We start from the raw sequence: 16,126 nt of genomic DNA on the forward strand, positions 1-16,126 counted from the left end.
CATGAGTACCAGTCTTCAGCCTATCGGTCATCTTTCGCCGGGCAATGACCTGAATGGCTATATTCAGGCAGTCAATCGTATTCCCATACTGACCGTGGATGAGGAAAGAGACCTTGCCACGCGTCTGCATACCGACAGTGACATTGAAGCCGCCCGTCGCCTTGTCATGTCGCATCTGAGATTCGTGGTGCATATCGCTCGCAGCTATTCCGGCTATGGTCTGCCACAGGCGGACCTGATACAGGAAGGCAATGTGGGCCTGATGAAGGCCGTCAAGCGCTTTGACCCGGCTCAGGGCGTACGACTTGTCTCCTTTGCCGTGCACTGGATCAAGGCCGAGATTCACGAATTCGTGCTGCGTAACTGGCGCATCGTCAAGGTGGCGACCACCAAGGCTCAGCGCAAGCTGTTTTTCAACCTGCGCAGTGCCAAAAAGCGTCTGTCATGGCTGAACAATGACGAAGTGGCTGCCATTGCGCAGGATCTGGACGTTAAGCCGGAAGCCGTTCGGGAAATGGAAGGGCGCCTGTCGGCCTTCGATGCCGGTTTCGATCCGGCACCCGGCAGTGAGGATGACGAGCAGAGCTATCAGTCTCCGTCGCAGTATCTGGAAGATGGCCGCTCCGACCCGGCCCTGTCGATTGAAGAGTCCGACTGGCAGGACCGTTCTTCGCAACAGCTGCGCGAGGCGCTGGCAAGGCTTGATGATCGCTCGCGCGATATTCTGCAGCGCCGCTGGCTGGCCGAGCAGAAATCCACGCTCCATGAGCTGGCCGATACCTATGGTGTCTCCGCCGAACGCATTCGTCAGCTTGAAAAAAATGCCATGAAAAAACTCAAACAGGCGATCGGCGAATCCGCTGAGGCGGCCTGATCACCGCACTGTTGTTCTAATACTAAAGATTGTTTTTAGCGCAAAAGTTAACCCCGGGCTCCCAAGGCCCGGGGTTTTGCTTTACGGTCACGTCTCATGAAAAAAAATGATGCTTCATATTCTATATTACTTATTTTGATGATCATCAAGTGATTTTCTGTAGTTGCCTTGAGCGCTGACCGATGTCCAACCCTGCATTTTCCCGTAAACCACAAGATACGCCGCCTCCGATCCCCTGGATGCTGGTGACGCTCTATCGTTTGCTGTTTGCCCTGTCTCTGGTCACGATTTGGCTGCTCTGGTGGCAGGGGTGTATTGATGACAGTACGCTGGCTCTGGGGCTGCTGCTGTGGCTCTGCTGTTTTTTGCAGGCAAAGGGACTGTTGTCAAAGGGCTATCATCGGTATCGCCTGAAGCAGGACATGTGTGTTGATGTCGAGCAAACGCCCGATGAGTTGCAGGGCGTGGTGTACTGTTACTGTCACGAGCAGCATCAGTACTGCTATCTCAACCATGCAGCGGCACCGATGCCGGGGCCATGGGAGCAGAGCTGTCAGTTGCCCGGTGGCACCTTTGACGCCATGGTCCATCCCGATGATCAAGCGTCGCTGAAAAGTGCCCGACAGCTTGCCCTGCGCCGGGGATATTTCGAGCATACCTATCGTTTGGTTCATGGCGCGTCCGAGCAGCGGGTGCTGGACCGGGGCGTTATTCTTCGCCGTGACGGAAGAGTCGAGTGTCATGGCCTTTTGGTCGATATCAGTCAGCTGGAGGAGATCAGTGCCGCGTCGCAGGAAGAAGAGCGGGGCCTGCCGGCCGGGATTGTCAGATCTTTTTCACGCAATGATGACGGCGCCATTGCGCTCTCTACTGGCGAACAAGCGCCGAGTGTGGCGCCTGCCGCGCTGCGCCAGGCCATCATGGACGGCCAGCTGCGACTGGTTTATCAGCCTCAGGTGGATGGTCGCGACCAGCACATTGTCGGTTTTGAAGTCCTGCTGAGATGGCATGACCCCGACCAGGGGGATATTCCCCCTTCGACCTTTATCCCCATGGCCGAATCGATGGGCCTCATGCCGGTACTGGGGAACTGGATCATCGATCGGGTATGCCGGCAGATCAGTGGCTGGCGGGCACAGGGGTATCAGGTGCCGGTCGTGGCCATCAATGTGTCCGTGTTGCAGCTTGATCAAGCCCTGCTGACTCATGTCGCGCAGGTACTGTCCACCTATCAGCTGGAAGGCGCCTGCCTGGAGTTCGAGATCACCGAAAGCCGGATGATGCTGAATTTTGACGAATGCGTGCACATCATCTCAAAACTGCGCCAGCAGGGCATCGGGATCTCGCTGGACGATTTCGGTACCGGCTACTCATCACTGGACAAGCTGGCGATGCTGCCGCTGGATCGTCTCAAGCTGGACAAGAGTTTCGTGACAGCGCTCACCGACGCCAGCCACGGATACCACATGATCGAGGCCATCGTGCGGCTGGCGCACCTATTGCGCCTGACGGTTGTGGCAGAAGGTGTCGAGACGCGCCGTCAGCAGCATCTGCTCAACGAGCTGGGGTGCGAGATCCTGCAGGGCTATCTGTTTGGTGCCGGGGTCGAGGCCGATAAGGCGATCAAATACCTGAAGGGGCGTCCGGATTAACGGCGGCGGTTTCAGAGGCCAGATGGGCACTCAAAAGGTGCCACTGCTCCTCCCAGTGGTGCTGTGGGGCACGCCGAAACCCGCTTCTGACGTACTGATTGATGCGCCCCTCGGCAACGGCCATAAGCAGATTTGCCAGAGCCGATACCCCGATGGCCGGTCGATACCCCTGTTCGATTTCACCGGTCCGAAGGACCTGCTTGAGCTGCGTTTCAAGGCGCTCGAAAAGCTGGGCCATGCGGGTCTGCAGACGTTCGTGTTCACCGCTGAGTGCCTCACCGGTCATGAGACGACAAAGCCCCGGGTTCTTGTCGGCAAAAATCAGTAGAAGCGTCACAATGCGCTGACAGCGATCACTGACATCGCCGGGCTCGCTGACGATCAGCGTGACGCGCTCGAAAAGTGTCTGCTCGATATATTCGATCAGTGCCTCGTACATGCGTGTCTTGCTGGGAAAGTGACGATAAAGCGCAGCTTCTGAAACGCCTACTTCGCGTGCCAGCGCGGCGGTTGTGATGCGCTGACCGCGACCCTGTTCCAGCATGCGCGCCAGCGCCTGCAGAATCTGGTCGCGGCGTGAAATTTTTTGTTCCCTGGTCATGGCCATCTTTTTTATCTGCCGGCAAGGGTGCCCGGGACGGCCTCTGGCACCCGTGAATGAAATCACCCCCGTGTTGCGCGTGGCATCAGGGTGACGGAGTGCTTGCCTGATCGGTGATCAGCGTGCCCACACCCGAGCGTGTAAAGATCTCCAGAAGGATGGCGTGTTCCACGCGACCATCCACGATGACCGAACTGTTGACGCCATTTTTGACGGCCTCGAGCGCGCAGCGAATCTTGGGCAGCATGCCGCCGTAGATGACGCCGTCCTCGATGAGCTGATCAACCTGCTCGGTGGTCAGGCCGGTCATGACCTCGCCCTGCTGGTTCATGAGTCCGGCCACATTGGTCAACAGCATGAGCTTTTCGGCGCCCAGCGCTTCAGCCACACGTCCGGCCACCAGGTCGGCATTGATGTTGTAGGAATGGCCCTGAGCGTCCACGCCGATGGGGGCAATGACCGGAATATAGTCAGCCTCCGAGAGCATCTCGATCAGATCGGTCGAGATATGCTCGACTTCTCCGACATGGCCGATATCGATGATTTCAGACGCCGTCATGTCAGCGTTCTTGCGTTGCACGGACAGCTTGCGCGCGCGAATCTGGGCGTTGTCCTTGCCGGTCAGGCCAATGGCCTTGCCACCTGCACCATTGATCAGGTTGACGATGCTTTTGTTGACGAGCCCGCCGAGCACCATCTCGACCACGTCCATGGTTTCCGAATCGGTCACCCGCATGCCATCTACAAAGCGGGATTCGATATTGAGACGCTCCAGCAGCTGACCGATTTGAGGACCGCCGCCGTGTACCACGATCGGATTGAGGCCAACTTCCTTGAGCAGCACCACGTCGCGGGCGAAGGAGTGGATCAGGTTGTCCTCGGTCATGGCGTTGCCGCCGTACTTGATCACTACTGTCTTGCCTGAAAAGCGCTGAATATAAGGCAGCGCCTCGGACAGGATTTCAACGACCTGACGCGGATTGTATTCGCTGTCATGCATATTGCAAAACGCTCCTGTAGAAAGGGATAAAGGGCCGGGGCAGCGTCAGCGCTTCATGCATCATGAAGGCTGTCTCGATGATTCTGTGCCGATGATTCTGTGTCGATAATGCCGGGCCGGCGATGTATTCACGAGCCCGGACTCAACCGTCTCTCTAGAAGGTCGGCGTAATGTCGGGGGCCACGGCCAGCAGCGCCTGACGAAAACGGTCCTGAATACGCTCGAGTGCCTCCACGGACTTGCCTTCAAAGCGAAACACCAGCATGGGCGTGGTGTTGGAGGCACGACACAGCCCCCAGCTGTCCGGATAGTCCACGCGAATGCCATCAAGCGTGGTTCGGGTCGCCTGCTCGCCGAAGTCGGTGTCCCGGATAAAGCGCTCGACAATACCGAACTTGTTGTCGTCGGTGACGGGCACGTTGATTTCGGCGGTGCTGGCATCCTGAGGGAATTGACTGAAGTACCGGTCGGCATCGTCGGGCTGGCGCGACAGAATCTCCAGCAGCCGGGCAGCCGCGTAGATACCGTCGTCAAAACCGTACCAGCGCTCCTGAAAGAAGATATGACCGCTCATCTCGCCGGCCAGTGCCGCACCGGTTTCCTTCATGCGCGCCTTGATCAGGGAGTGGCCGGTGTACCACATCTCGGGCGTGCCGCCGGCGTTTTCGATGATCGGGATCAGGTTGCCGGTACTCTTGATGTCGAAAATGATGCGCGCACCAGGCTCGCGCTCGAGAAGGTCGCCGGCAAAGGCCATCAAGAGCCGATCAGGGTAGATAATCTCACCCAAGGGGGTGACCACACCGACCCGGTCGCCATCGCCGTCGAAGGCCAGTCCGATGTCAGCACCGGTTTCTCTGACCTTCGCAATCAGATCCTTGAGGTTTTCAAACTTGCCGGGATCCGGATGGTGGTTGGGAAATCGCCCATCGATCTCTTCAAAAAGCGGCGTGACCCTGGCACCCAGGCGGCGGATCAGCTCCGGCCCCAGCTCGCCGGTCACGCCATTGCCGCAGTCGACCACGGCGTGCAGCGGCCGCTCAAGCGTCATGTCGTCCGCAATGCGTGCCAGATAGCGCTCGCGAATATCATGTTCTCGGCAGCTGCCCTCGCCGGTGCTGAGATCATGCTGCTCGATGCGCCGATACAGACCGGTGATGTCATCACGCGACAGGGCATGGCCGCCCAGCACAATCTTGAAGCCGTTGTAGTTCGAGGGGTTGTGACTGCCGGTGACCGCCACGCCGGACGTGATGCCCTCCAGCACGTGGGTGGCAAAATAGAGCACGGGCGTGGGCACCATACCGATATCGACCACGTCACAGCCGGCGGCACGGAGGCCCTCAATCAGTGCTGTTGCCAGCATCGGGCCTGAAAGCCTGCCATCGCGACCAACGGCCACACCCTTCTCGCCGCGGGCGAGCGCTTCACTGCCAATGGCCTGGCCGATCAGCCGGGCGGTCTCTGCGGTGAGTTGTTCATCGGCCACGCCACGAATGTCGTAGGCACGAAAGATGGTGGCACTTACCTGTGTCATGGAAGGTTCCTGTGGTGTACGCCCGCGTCAGTGTCGTCCCGAGTGGCCGAAGCCACCGGCGCCACGGATATTGTCGTGATCATCATCACTGGTGAAATCGTCCACGACCTCCAGCTCGGCCTGAATGACCGGCACCAGCACGTATTGGGCAATGCGCTCGAACGGCTCGAGCGTGACGTGCTCCTGACCGCGATTCCAGACCGAAATCATGAGTTCGCCCTGATAGTCGGCATCGATCAGACCGACCAGATTGCCCAGTACGATGCCGCGCTTGTGACCCAGGCCCGAGCGCGGCAGGATCATGCCCGCCCAGGCCGGATTGGCAATGTGAACGGCCAGACCCGTGCGGACCAGTTCGCAGTCACCGGGGGCCAGCGTCAGTGGGGCGTCCAGCAGGGCGCGTAGATCCATGCCGGCGCTGCCGCGCGTGGCGTAATGGGGCAGAGGGTATTCACGTACCCGATCATCAAGAATTCTGACCTGCAGGCGCGGCCGGTCGGAAGAAGCAGTCATGAGCAGACAGGGCTCCGCATTGGTTGGTGCCCATGATAAAGGGGCAGCATGTAAACAAGGATGGCGCTCGCCAGATCCTGCTTGGCGCGCGGTGACAGCGTATGTGACGTGACCGGAACCTCCGGCTGGTCAGGTTCGAGATGATACAGCACGGCGGCATTGTCATCGGCACCAAATCCCAGCCCCGGTGCGGCCACGTCATTGGCCACGATCAGATCCAGGCGCTTGCGCACGAGCTTGTCATGGGCATGGCGCGCGAGCTCCCGGGTTTCGGCAGCAAAACCGACGGTAAAGGGCGGGCATTCCCGGTCGGTGACGCTGGCGATGATATCGGGGTTTTCGATCAGGTTCAGCGTCAGCGCGGCGCTGCCGGGCACTTTCTTGAGCTTGTGCTCGGCAATGTCGGCCAGCCGGTAATCGGCGACTGCCGCACAGCCAATGAAAATATCGCAGTCGGGCAACGCTGCGTTCACGGCCTCCAGCATCTCGACGGCGCAGATGACATTGATGCGGGTAATGCCTTCGGGCGTGGCCAGCGTTACCGGCCCGGCAATCAGGGTGACGCGGGCACCCATGTCACGAGCAGCACTGGCCAGTGCAAAGCCCATCTTTCCCGAGCTGTGATTGGAGAGATAGCGCACCGGGTCGATCGCCTCACGGGTGGGGCCGGCCGTGATCACGACATGGTGTCCGGCCAGCGCCCCGGCATGCGTCTCGCCACCGGCTGGCATAAAGGCATCCGGTGTCGGGGCGTGATTGTCATGCTCGGGCGTGGCGTCCAGAGGCAGTGCACCGGGGGCCGGGAAATGCCCGGACAGGGCAGCTTCGAGTGCCTTGATAATGTCTTCCGGCTCCAGCATGCGACCGCCACCGACATCGCCGCAGGCCTGCTCGCCGGCATCGGGGCCAAGCTGCTGCCAGCCCATCTCCACGAGTGTGGCGGCATTGTGCTGGCTGGCAGGGTGCGACCACATGGCCTGATTCATGGCAGGTGCCAGCAGACAGCGTGCCCGGGTGGCCAGACACACGGTGGTCAGCAGATCATCGGCCATGCCGGCGGCCAGTCGGGCCATCAGATCGGCCGTGGCGGGCGCAATCAGAACGATATCGGCCCATTTGGCCAGTTCGATATGACCCATGCCTGCTTCGGCCCGAGGGTCGAGCAATGAAGTGCGCACCTCTTCGCCGGTCAGGGCCTGCAACGTCAGTGGCGTAATAAAGGCCTGGGCGCCCTCGGTCATCACCACACGGACCTCCGCGCCGGCCTTTTTCAAAAGCCGCGCCAGCACCGCGCTTTTGTAGGCCGCAATGCCGGCGCTGATGCCTAAAACGATGCGTTGACCAGCCAGTCGTGACATGCAGGGCTCCATGGGCATAACGGTAATCGATGGGATGCTACCTTACCACTGCGTGCCTGACGTGCGTAGCCTCTGTCAGGCCGGCTGGAAACAACCATAACGACATGCCCGAAAAGGACACTGCCATGCATTTGAACACCCTACGCGTGCTGTCTTCCCGGTATCGCCATCGTCTGGCGTCGACGCTCTCGGCACTGGCCATTGGTGTTGCTCTGAGCGGCTGCGCCAGCCAAAACCCGCCGACATCTTCGACCTACAGCAATGCTGATCTCAATGAGCAGCTGGTCATGGCCACGGCCTGGATGCAAAGCGCCGGCGAATACCAGGCGCTCTCCTTTCAGGCGTTCAACGTGGCCCGCTTTCGCCTGGATCAGGCGATCGATGCACGCGCGGCGGGAGATCGCCCGCTGGCGGTCATCGTGGACTGTGATGAAGCCGTCATTGATAACACGCCTTTTCAGGCCTGGCTGATCGGGCGCGATGAGCAGTACTCCAGCGCGAACTGGAGTGCCTGGGTGGAAGATGCACAGGCGCGCGCGCTGCCCGGGGCAAAGGCATTTCTGGATTACGCGCACTCGCGTGGTGTTGAGGTGTTCTATGTGACCAACCGCAAGGAAAGCGGTCTGGCGGCCACCATGAAAAATTTGAAACAGCTGGATTTCCCATGGGTCGATGAGCAGCACATGATGCTGCGCACCGATGCCAGCGACAAGCAGCCGCGCCGCGAGGCGGTCATGGCCACCCACGACGTGGCGCTGCTGGTGGGTGACAATCTGGCCGATTTCGATAGCCGCTACGACGCTGATGACGTGGCCACGCGCAGCGCGCAGGTCATTCAGGATCGGGCGCAGTTTGGCGAGCGTTATATCGTGCTGCCCAACCCGACCTATGGTGGCTGGGAGGCGGCGCTTTACGAGGGTGACTTCTCGCTGTCCCCGCAGGAAAAGGATCAACGGCGGCGGGCAGCCCTGCGGGCCTGGTCAGGGCCAGAGCAGACCGCGCCGTAAATCGGGGTTGTCACGCTGGCAGCAGGAGCGCAACACGTTCTCCTGCTGCCGGTCAGGCCAGATACTGTCTCCGGGGTCAGGTCAGATACTGTGCACCGCGCACGCTGACAAAAATCGAGTAAATCGAATGGCTGCCGGCCATGAACAGCCGATTGCCCTGTGGGCCGCCGAAACACAGGTTGGCGCAGCGCTCCGGCAGGCTGATGTGGCCGATGGCCTTGCCCTCGGGGTCGAACACGCGGACGCCATCCAGGGCTTCCGGGTCCGCATCGGGAGAGCCCGAGCTGCCCCAGCCGCACCATAGATTGCCTTTCTCATCGCACTTGATGCCATCGAGCCCGCCAAAATCCTTTGCCACAATGTGCTGATGGCGCGCGCCCAGCGTGCCGTCATCATTGACCTGATAGGCCCAGACCAGCCGATCCGGTTTGGCACGCCCTTCCACCACATAAAGACGTTGCTCGTCAGGGGAGAAGCACAGCCCATTTGGGCCGGCGATATTGTCGATAACGCGCGTCACCGTCAGGGTGTCTGCATCGATGCGGTAGACCCCATGCGGCAGTTCGGTCTCGATTTTGTGGCCTTCATAATAGCCACCGGCCTGAAACGGCGGGTCGGTAAACCAGATTGAGCCATCGCGCTTGACCACAATATCGTTGGGCGAGTTGAAACGTTTGCCCTCGAAATTGTCGGCCAGCACCGTGATCTCACCGGTAGGTTCGGTGCGGGTAATGCGACGACCGATATCGTGCGTGGTGGAGCCTTCGCAGACGATCAGGCGGCCCTGCAGGTCGCGCGTCATGCCATTGGAGAAGTTTGAATTCTCCCGATAGACGCCCAGCGACTGGCTGATCTCGTCCCAGCGCATGATGCGATTATTGGGGATGTCGCTGACCAGCAGGTAACGACCATCGCCGGACCAGACCGGACCTTCGGCCCAGCGCAGGCCATCTGCCAGCTTTTCAACGCTGGCATTGAAAAGGCGCAGGTCCAGAAAGTGCTCGTCGAGAATTTTGACGGCCGGGTCGGGATAGCGTTGATTGAGCGGCTGCGCCGCGGCCGGCTGTGTCAGCGAGACACCGGCAACAGCGGCGGCACTGCACGCAAGTGACTGTTTGAGAAAATGACGACGCAGGCCGCTGTCGCAATCCTGTTGTGTGTCCATTGATATCCCCTTTGAGTTGTTAGCGCTAACATTGGTCAGCGCTACGCTAGGGGATGTCGAGTCGTTTGGGTATCCGCCTATATGCCAGGAGGGGCCTTCGACACTGCCGGGCACGGGCGCCCGGCAGTGTTGGTGCCGTTTCAGTCAAGGTTAATAACGACCTTGCCCAGATGTTGCTGGCTTTCCAGATGCTCAAAGGCGGCATGGGTATCGTCAAAGGCAAAGGTGCGATCAATGACCGGCTTGATCCGGTGCTGGGTGATGGCGCGGTTCATCTGCTCGAACATCTCGCGTGAGCCCACGAAGATGCCCCGCATCAACACGCTTTTGCGCATGATATCGGTCGGATTGATCTCGCCACCGGTCAGTACACCAATCAGATTGACCTGACCGCCCAGGCGGGCAGATTCGATCGAACGGGGCAGGGTGCCGGCACCGCCAACTTCCACCACGTGATCCACACCGCGGCCGTCGGTCAGTCGCTGCACTTCCTGCTGCCATTCAGGCGTCTGGCGATAGTTGATGGTGGCATCAGCGCCGAGTTCGCGCACGCGGGCAAGCTTGTCGTCGCTGGAGGACGTCTGAATGGCCCGGGCGCCGGCGGCGCGGGCGAACTGAAGGCCAAACATGGAGACGCCGCCCGTACCCAGCAACAGCACGCTGTCGCCGGTTTTGAGCGGTGACTTGCCGGAATACAGGGCATTCCAGGCCGTGACGGCGGCGCAGGGCAGGGTGGCACCTTCTTCAAAAGAGAGGTGCTCGGGCAGGGTGACCAACCCCTGCTGGTCGAACAGGACATAGTCACTGAGGACGCCATCGACGGCGCCGCCCAGTGCCGAGCCGGGGTGGCTGTCATTGACCTCACCGCCCAGCCAGTTCTGCATGAAGATGCCGGCGACACGATCACCAACCGCCACGCGGGTGACGTCTTCACCAATCTCGACGACGTCACCGGCGCCGTCGGACAGCGGCACGCGATTCGGGGCCACGCCACCGCGACCATACTTGCCTGTAACAACCATCAGGTCGCGATAGTTCAGTGACGCCGCGCGCATGCGCACCAGCACCTGACCACGCGCCGGGCGGGGGGTGTCACGCTCGGTGAGCGTCAAATCGCTAATGGCACCGGTTTTGGGCAGGGTATAAAGACGCATCGTGATTCTCCTGTGGTGAACTGCATGTCATGGAAAGCGTAGTGGCTGTTTCGCAGGGCATGCACAGGTGATGGCCTGTTGAAAGCTCACTCGTCTGGCTTTAGTTCGATGGGAAAGCGCCGTTAACCCTTTATCAGGCAATGCTGTTGGAGAGTGGTGTGGGTATCAGTCACTGGCCGGAAGGGGAACGGCCGCGGGAAAAGTTGATCAACCTGGGCGCGCAGGCGCTCTCGGATGCCGAGCTGCTGGCCATCTTTTTGCGGGTTGGCGTCAAGGGTCGCTCGGCGGTGGATCTGGCGCGCGATCTTTTAAGTCAATTCGATGGGCTGCGGCCGCTGCTGGACGCCAGTCGTGAAACGTTTTGCCAGGCCCATGGGCTAGGAGATGCCAAGTACGTGCAGCTGCAGGCGGCGCTTGAGTTGTCGCGTCGGCATCTGGAAACGCTTTTGATGCGCGGTGATGCGCTCAATTCACCGCATATGGTGCGTCGCTTTTTGAGTGCGCATCTGCGTGACCTTGGCCATGAAGTGTTTGCCGCGCTTTTTCTGGACAGTCAGCACCGGGTGCTGCGTTTTGAAAAACTGTTTACTGGCACGCTGGACGCCGCTGCCGTTTATCCGCGTGAGGTCGCCCGGCGGGCGCTGGCGCTCAATGCCGGGGCGGTGATTTTTGCGCACAATCACCCCTCCGGGGTGGCCGAACCCAGCGATGCCGATCGTCGTATCACGACCCGGCTGGTCGATGCGCTGGGGCTTTTCGATATTCGAGTGCTGGACCATTTTGTGGTCGGTGACGGTGAGGTCACCTCCTTTGCCGAGCGAGGCTGGCTCCAGAGCTGATGGCGGTGCACAGGCAATTATATCAAGGCGTACTTGCCGAGCAGGGGGCGCTCTGGTATAAAGTACGCCCTTTGACTTTCTGCGGGTTATGAACAGGGGGCAGGGAGGCGTATCGCCCGCCACTTCTCACCGGTTTGCCCGAATACTTAATAGACACTCATGTGCGGCCCGTTCGGGCTCACGGCTGGAGGCTTCCATGTCACAAGTCTGTCAGGTTACCGGCAAGCGTCCGGTGACTGGTAACAACGTTTCCCACTCTCAGCGCAAGACGCGTCGTCGTTTCGTCCCCAACCTGCATACGCATCGTTTCTGGGTCGAGTCCGAAAAGCGCTTTGTCAGGTTGCGTCTGTCCTCCAAGGGCATGCGTATCATCGACAAGAAAGGCATCGAAGTGGTCCTCAAGGATCTGCGTGCCAATGGTCTGAGCGTCTGAGACGACGGTTCGTGATTACACCTCAAGCGCCTGGCGCGCTTGAATGCGGAGAGCAATAACATGCGTGACAAGATCAAGCTGGTTTCAAGCGCGGGTACCGGTCATTTCTATACGACCGACAAAAACAAGCGCAACACTCCTGACAAGCTGGAATTCAAAAAGTACGACCCGGTCGTACGCAAGCATGTCATGTATCGTGAAGCCAAAATCAAGTAATTGATGGCGCTTTGCGTGCCGCCCGTCAGGGTGGCCTGAAAGGACCCGGTCATGGCCGGGTCTTTTTGTATCTGATGCTCGGCCATCAGGCCGTCATCCGCTGCGTCACCGTCCTTTCTTCAACGCTGTCACATTAGAACCTCATGCCCGAGCTGCCTGAAGTCGAAACGACCCGTCGCGGTATTGCGCCGTGGGTGGCGGGTTTCGAGATCAATGAAGTCATCGTTCGCCATCACCGTCTGCGTATTCCTGTCCCGGAGGGGCTGGCCGAGCGTCTGACCGGTGAGCGCATCGGTGACATCACCCGGCGCGCCAAGTATCTGCTGCTGCCGGTGGCCGGAGGGCATCTGCTCTGGCATCTGGGCATGTCCGGCAGTCTGCGTCTGGTCGAGATCGGTACCGAACCGCGCAAGCATGACCACATTGATCTGGTCATGAGCTCAGGTCTGGTGCTGCGCTATCACGACCCGCGTCGCTTCGGGCTGGTGGACTTCATTGAAGGCGACCCCATGAGCGATCGGCGACTGGTTGCCCTCGGGCCCGAACCGCTGGGTGACGATTTCCATGGTGGTCAGCTTTATCAGCGCTCGCGTGGCAAGCGAGTGGCGGTCAAGAACTTCATCATGGACAGCGCCGTGGTCGTCGGTGTGGGCAATATTTACGCTGCCGAGGCGCTGTTCATGGCGGGTATCGACCCGCGGGTCGAGGCGGGCAAGGTGTCACGCGCGCGCTATCAGCGCCTGGCGGAGGCCATCAGGCAGGTGTTGGCCGCATCGATCGAGCAGGGCGGCACCACGCTGCGTGACTTTGTCAGCGGGCGCGGGGAACCTGGCTATTTCGTCCAGCGCCTGAACGTCTACGGTCGTGGTGGCGAGCCTTGCCGCGTGTGCGGTAGCGAGCTTCGCTCGATGACCATCGGTCAGCGCGCCAGCGTATTCTGCCCGCACTGCCAGCGTTAGTCGCCATCAGGGCCATACGACACACTGCCGTGGCGATGCCCAGCTGATAGAATGGCGGGTAATACGCTTGTGCCCCTTTTATTATCAATTCCGGAAGCTGTCGTGACCCAACGTCTTCGTCTCAAGAAAAACGCCGATCGTCGTCTCAAGGCGGGCCATCTATGGCTCTACTCCAACGAGATCGACATCGCTGAAACGCCGCTCAAGAGCTTTAAGCCCGGCGCTCAGGTCATCGTCGAGGCGGCCAACGGGCGCGCCATGGCCGTGGCCTATGTCAATCCCAATGCACTGCTGTGCGCCCGCATCGTTTCGCGCGATACCGAAGTGATGCTCGGTCGCTCCCTGCTGGTGCACCGCTTCAAGCAGGCGCTGTCGCTGCGCGAGCGTCTCTACTCGCGCCCCTTCTATCGTCTGGTGCACGGTGAGGGTGATCTTTTGCCCGGGCTGGTGGTCGACCGCTTTGATGATGTGGTGGTGGTTCAGCTCAATACGCTCGGCATGGAGAAGGTGCGTGACGAGATCATTGATGCGCTCAACAAGGTGCTGTCGCCACGTGTGATCGTTCTGCGCGGTGACACCGCCGGGCGTCGTCTTGAGCAGCTCGATGGGGATGTCGAGATCGTTCAGGGGGCGCTGGATGGTCCCGTGGCGCTGGAAGAAAACGGCGTGCGTTTTGAAACCGACGTCGTGGGTGGCCAGAAGACCGGCTGGTTCTTTGATCACCGCGATAGCCGTGCCTGGCTCAATGCCCAGGTGTCCGGCAAGCGGGTGCTGGATGTGTTCAGCTATATCGGCGGCTGGGGCGTACAGGCCGCGGTCTCCGGTGCCTCGGAAGTGGTCTGTGTTGATGCCTCGGCCCCGGCGCTTGAGCGCGTCACAAGCAATGCCGCGCTTAACGGGGTGGAAGATCGCGTCTCCACGCTGCAGGGCGATGCCTTTGAAGCGCTCGCCCAGCTCAAGGCGGCCGATGAGCAGTTTGATGTGATTGTGCTCGATCCGCCGGCGTTCATTCGCAAGCGCAAGGACATCAATGTCGGCGAGCGGGCCTACGGACGACTCAATCGGGAAGCAATCCGTCTGCTGGGCCGCGATGGACTGTTAATGTCGGCCTCCTGCTCGATGCATCTGGCCAGCGACCGGCTCATTGACGTTGTGCGCGGTTCGGCCCGCCATCAGGACCGTCATGCCCAGCTGATCTATCAGGGGCATCAGGGCGGTGATCATCCCATCCATCCGTCCATTCCGGAAACGGCCTATCTCAAGGCGATGGGCGTGCGTATCTTCCGCGACTGAGGCCATGATGCTGCGCCGGGTTCGCGTCTTTTCGCACCCCAACAGCCTGCTGGTGGGGCATGTGCGCAACCTGCTCGAGGGGGCCGGTATCCCGTGCGATCTGCGCAACTGGATACTGGCCGGCGGTATGGGCGATCTGGCCCCCATCGACTGCGAACCCGAGCTCTGGGTCATGCCGGAAGATGAGGCGCGCGCTCGGGTCGTGATCGATCAGTGGCGTCAGGGCGCTGAAGCAGTCGTCTCTCCCGGGGCACGGCTGTTGCGGGGCTGGCGCTGCCAGCACTGTGGCGAGTGGCATGACGACCACTTTGACACCTGCTGGCAGTGCGGGCTTGAGCGGCCGGATCCGTAGCCCCTGAGGGCGTGCCTGTCGCTCGGTCGTTCCGTGCGCGTTACACTATGGCGACTTTCACGCGATGACTTCATCCGCGCCGTTTTCCATCACCGAGCAGACGTTGCGTTCATGACCAGCACACGAGTACTGACCGGCATTACCACGACCGGTACCCCCCATCTGGGCAATTACGTCGGTGCCATTCGCCCCGCCATTGCCTCAAGTCAGGACGAGAGCGTTCAGTCCTACTATTTTCTGGCCGATCTGCACGCGCTGATCAAGGCAAGTGATCCCAAACGGGTGCAGCAGTCGCGCCTGGAGATCGCAGCCACTTGGCTGGCGCTGGGGCTGGATACGGACAACGCGATCTTTTATCGCCAGTCAGACATTCGCGAGACGACCGAGCTTGCCTGGATGCTCTCCTGCGTCTGTGCCAAGGGATTGATGAATCGCGCGCATGCCTACAAGGCGTCTGTCACGGATAACGAGGAAAACGGCAGTCCCGATCCGGACCGTGGCATCACCATGGGGCTTTTCAGCTATCCGGTGCTGATGGCGGCCGATATTTTACTGTTCAATGCCAATCGCGTGCCGGTCGGGCGCGATCAGGTCCAGCACATCGAGATGGCGCGCGACATGGCCGGGCGTTTCAACCATGTCTACAAGGGCAACTACTTCACGCTGCCCGAAGCGGTGGTGGATGAGCGCGTGCAGACGCTCAACGGGCTGGACGGGCGCAAGATGTCCAAAAGCTATGACAACACCATCCCGCTGTTTTCTTCCGAGAAAAAGCTCTTGAAGCTGATCCGCAAGATCAAGACCAATTCGCTGGAGCCGGGTGAGCCCAAGGATCCCGAGACCTGCACGCTGTTTCAGATCTACTCGGCCTTTGCCAGCGAAAGCGAAGAGCAGGCCATGCGCACGCGCTACGCCGAGGGGATCGGCTGGGGTGATGCCAAAAATGCCGTATTTGAGCACCTCAACGCGCAACTTGAGGCGCCGCGTGGTGAGTATGAGCGTCTCATGCAGGACCCGGGCCATATCGAGTCGGTGCTGCAAAAGGGCGCCGAACGTGCCCGCAGTGAGGCCAATACGCTGCTGGAGCGTCTGCGTCCGGCGGTAGGTCTGGGTCGATTCGTTTGATCCAGCCCTGTCGCCGCTGATGCGCTGACTGCCGATGATGATCCATTG

At 60.3% G+C, this 16,126-nt stretch carries 17 protein-coding genes; 10 read left to right on the forward strand and 7 right to left on the reverse strand.

Annotated features, from left to right (window positions below):
- Window position 1 precedes the first annotated feature (1 nt).
- Window positions 2–874: an RNA polymerase sigma factor RpoH gene (gene rpoH, locus KSP9073_RS10725; protein ID WP_108842969.1), complete on the forward strand. Its 873-nt coding sequence runs from the start codon at window positions 2–4 to the stop codon at window positions 872–874.
- A 182-nt stretch (window positions 875–1,056) separates the two neighbouring features.
- Window positions 1,057–2,526 carry a sensor domain-containing protein gene (locus KSP9073_RS10730; RefSeq protein ID WP_108842970.1) on the forward strand — a complete coding sequence of 490 codons (1,470 nt, stop codon included), beginning with the start codon at window positions 1,057–1,059 and terminating at the stop codon, window positions 2,524–2,526.
- On the opposite strand, the gene slmA is transcribed toward KSP9073_RS10730, so the two are convergent.
- The 5 genes from slmA to KSP9073_RS10755 all read right to left on the reverse strand — a co-directional run bounded on the left by slmA (window position 2,498) and on the right by KSP9073_RS10755 (window position 7,535).
- Window positions 2,498–3,127: a nucleoid occlusion factor SlmA gene (gene slmA / locus KSP9073_RS10735; RefSeq protein ID WP_108843385.1), complete on the reverse strand. Its 630-nt coding sequence runs from the start codon at window positions 3,125–3,127 to the stop codon at window positions 2,498–2,500. The genes KSP9073_RS10730 and slmA overlap by 29 nt on opposite strands.
- An 85-nt stretch (window positions 3,128–3,212) precedes the next feature.
- Window positions 3,213–4,127, reverse strand: coding sequence for an acetylglutamate kinase (gene argB / locus KSP9073_RS10740; protein WP_108842971.1), 915 nt, complete (start codon window positions 4,125–4,127; stop codon window positions 3,213–3,215).
- A 154-nt stretch (window positions 4,128–4,281) separates the two neighbouring features.
- Entirely contained in the window at window positions 4,282–5,664 is a 1,383-nt protein-coding gene (locus tag KSP9073_RS10745; protein ID WP_108842972.1) for a phosphomannomutase/phosphoglucomutase, read from the reverse strand.
- Between the two features lie 27 nt (window positions 5,665–5,691).
- Window positions 5,692–6,177 (reverse strand): dUTP diphosphatase, encoded by a 486-nt coding sequence (gene dut, locus KSP9073_RS10750; RefSeq protein WP_108842973.1) that lies wholly within the window; start codon window positions 6,175–6,177, stop codon window positions 5,692–5,694.
- The gene (locus tag KSP9073_RS10755) at window positions 6,174–7,535 is read right to left on the reverse strand and encodes a bifunctional phosphopantothenoylcysteine decarboxylase/phosphopantothenate synthase (RefSeq protein WP_108842974.1); all 1,362 of its coding nucleotides are present in this window, start codon (window positions 7,533–7,535) and stop codon (window positions 6,174–6,176) included. The genes dut and KSP9073_RS10755 overlap by 4 nt, the downstream gene beginning before the upstream one ends.
- Before the next feature lie 125 nt (window positions 7,536–7,660).
- Between KSP9073_RS10755 and KSP9073_RS10760 the strand changes: the two genes are divergently transcribed.
- Window positions 7,661–8,542 (forward strand): 5'-nucleotidase, lipoprotein e(P4) family, encoded by an 882-nt coding sequence (locus tag KSP9073_RS10760; RefSeq protein WP_108842975.1) that lies wholly within the window; start codon window positions 7,661–7,663, stop codon window positions 8,540–8,542.
- A 76-nt stretch (window positions 8,543–8,618) separates the two neighbouring features.
- On the opposite strand, the gene KSP9073_RS10765 is transcribed toward KSP9073_RS10760, so the two are convergent.
- Window positions 8,619–9,707, reverse strand: coding sequence for an SMP-30/gluconolactonase/LRE family protein (locus KSP9073_RS10765; RefSeq protein ID WP_108842976.1), 1,089 nt, complete (start codon window positions 9,705–9,707; stop codon window positions 8,619–8,621).
- A gap of 140 nt (window positions 9,708–9,847) precedes the next feature.
- Window positions 9,848–10,861, reverse strand: a complete 1,014-nt coding sequence (locus KSP9073_RS10770; RefSeq protein ID WP_108842977.1) for a zinc-dependent alcohol dehydrogenase family protein — start codon at window positions 10,859–10,861, stop codon at window positions 9,848–9,850.
- 158 nt (window positions 10,862–11,019) lie between these two features.
- On the opposite strand from KSP9073_RS10770, the gene radC reads away from it, so the two are divergent.
- The 7 genes from radC (at window position 11,020) to trpS (ending at window position 16,078) form a co-directional block, all read left to right on the forward strand.
- Window positions 11,020–11,700, forward strand: a complete 681-nt coding sequence (gene radC, locus KSP9073_RS10775; RefSeq protein WP_108843386.1) for a RadC family protein — start codon at window positions 11,020–11,022, stop codon at window positions 11,698–11,700.
- Window positions 11,701–11,896: 196 nt separating this feature from the next.
- A complete protein-coding gene (gene rpmB / locus KSP9073_RS10780) occupies window positions 11,897–12,133 on the forward strand; it encodes a 50S ribosomal protein L28 (protein WP_086620665.1) in 237 nt (78 codons plus the stop codon).
- 60 nt (window positions 12,134–12,193) lie between these two features.
- The gene (gene rpmG / locus KSP9073_RS10785) at window positions 12,194–12,349 is read left to right on the forward strand and encodes a 50S ribosomal protein L33 (protein ID WP_086620664.1); all 156 of its coding nucleotides are present in this window, start codon (window positions 12,194–12,196) and stop codon (window positions 12,347–12,349) included.
- Window positions 12,350–12,492: 143 nt separating this feature from the next.
- A complete protein-coding gene (gene mutM / locus KSP9073_RS10790; RefSeq protein WP_108842978.1) occupies window positions 12,493–13,308 on the forward strand; it encodes a bifunctional DNA-formamidopyrimidine glycosylase/DNA-(apurinic or apyrimidinic site) lyase in 816 nt (271 codons plus the stop codon).
- A gap of 102 nt (window positions 13,309–13,410) precedes the next feature.
- The gene (locus KSP9073_RS10795) at window positions 13,411–14,601 is read left to right on the forward strand and encodes a class I SAM-dependent rRNA methyltransferase (protein WP_108842979.1); all 1,191 of its coding nucleotides are present in this window, start codon (window positions 13,411–13,413) and stop codon (window positions 14,599–14,601) included.
- A 4-nt stretch (window positions 14,602–14,605) separates the two neighbouring features.
- Window positions 14,606–14,953, forward strand: coding sequence for a putative signal transducing protein (locus KSP9073_RS10800; protein ID WP_243409200.1), 348 nt, complete (start codon window positions 14,606–14,608; stop codon window positions 14,951–14,953).
- Between the two features lie 111 nt (window positions 14,954–15,064).
- Window positions 15,065–16,078 carry a tryptophan--tRNA ligase gene (gene trpS, locus KSP9073_RS10805; protein WP_108842981.1) on the forward strand — a complete coding sequence of 338 codons (1,014 nt, stop codon included), beginning with the start codon at window positions 15,065–15,067 and terminating at the stop codon, window positions 16,076–16,078.
- The last annotated feature ends 48 nt before the right edge of the window (window positions 16,079–16,126 follow it).

Source organism: Kushneria phyllosphaerae (assembly GCF_900312995.1).
Classification (GTDB): domain Bacteria; phylum Pseudomonadota; class Gammaproteobacteria; order Pseudomonadales; family Halomonadaceae; genus Kushneria; species Kushneria phyllosphaerae.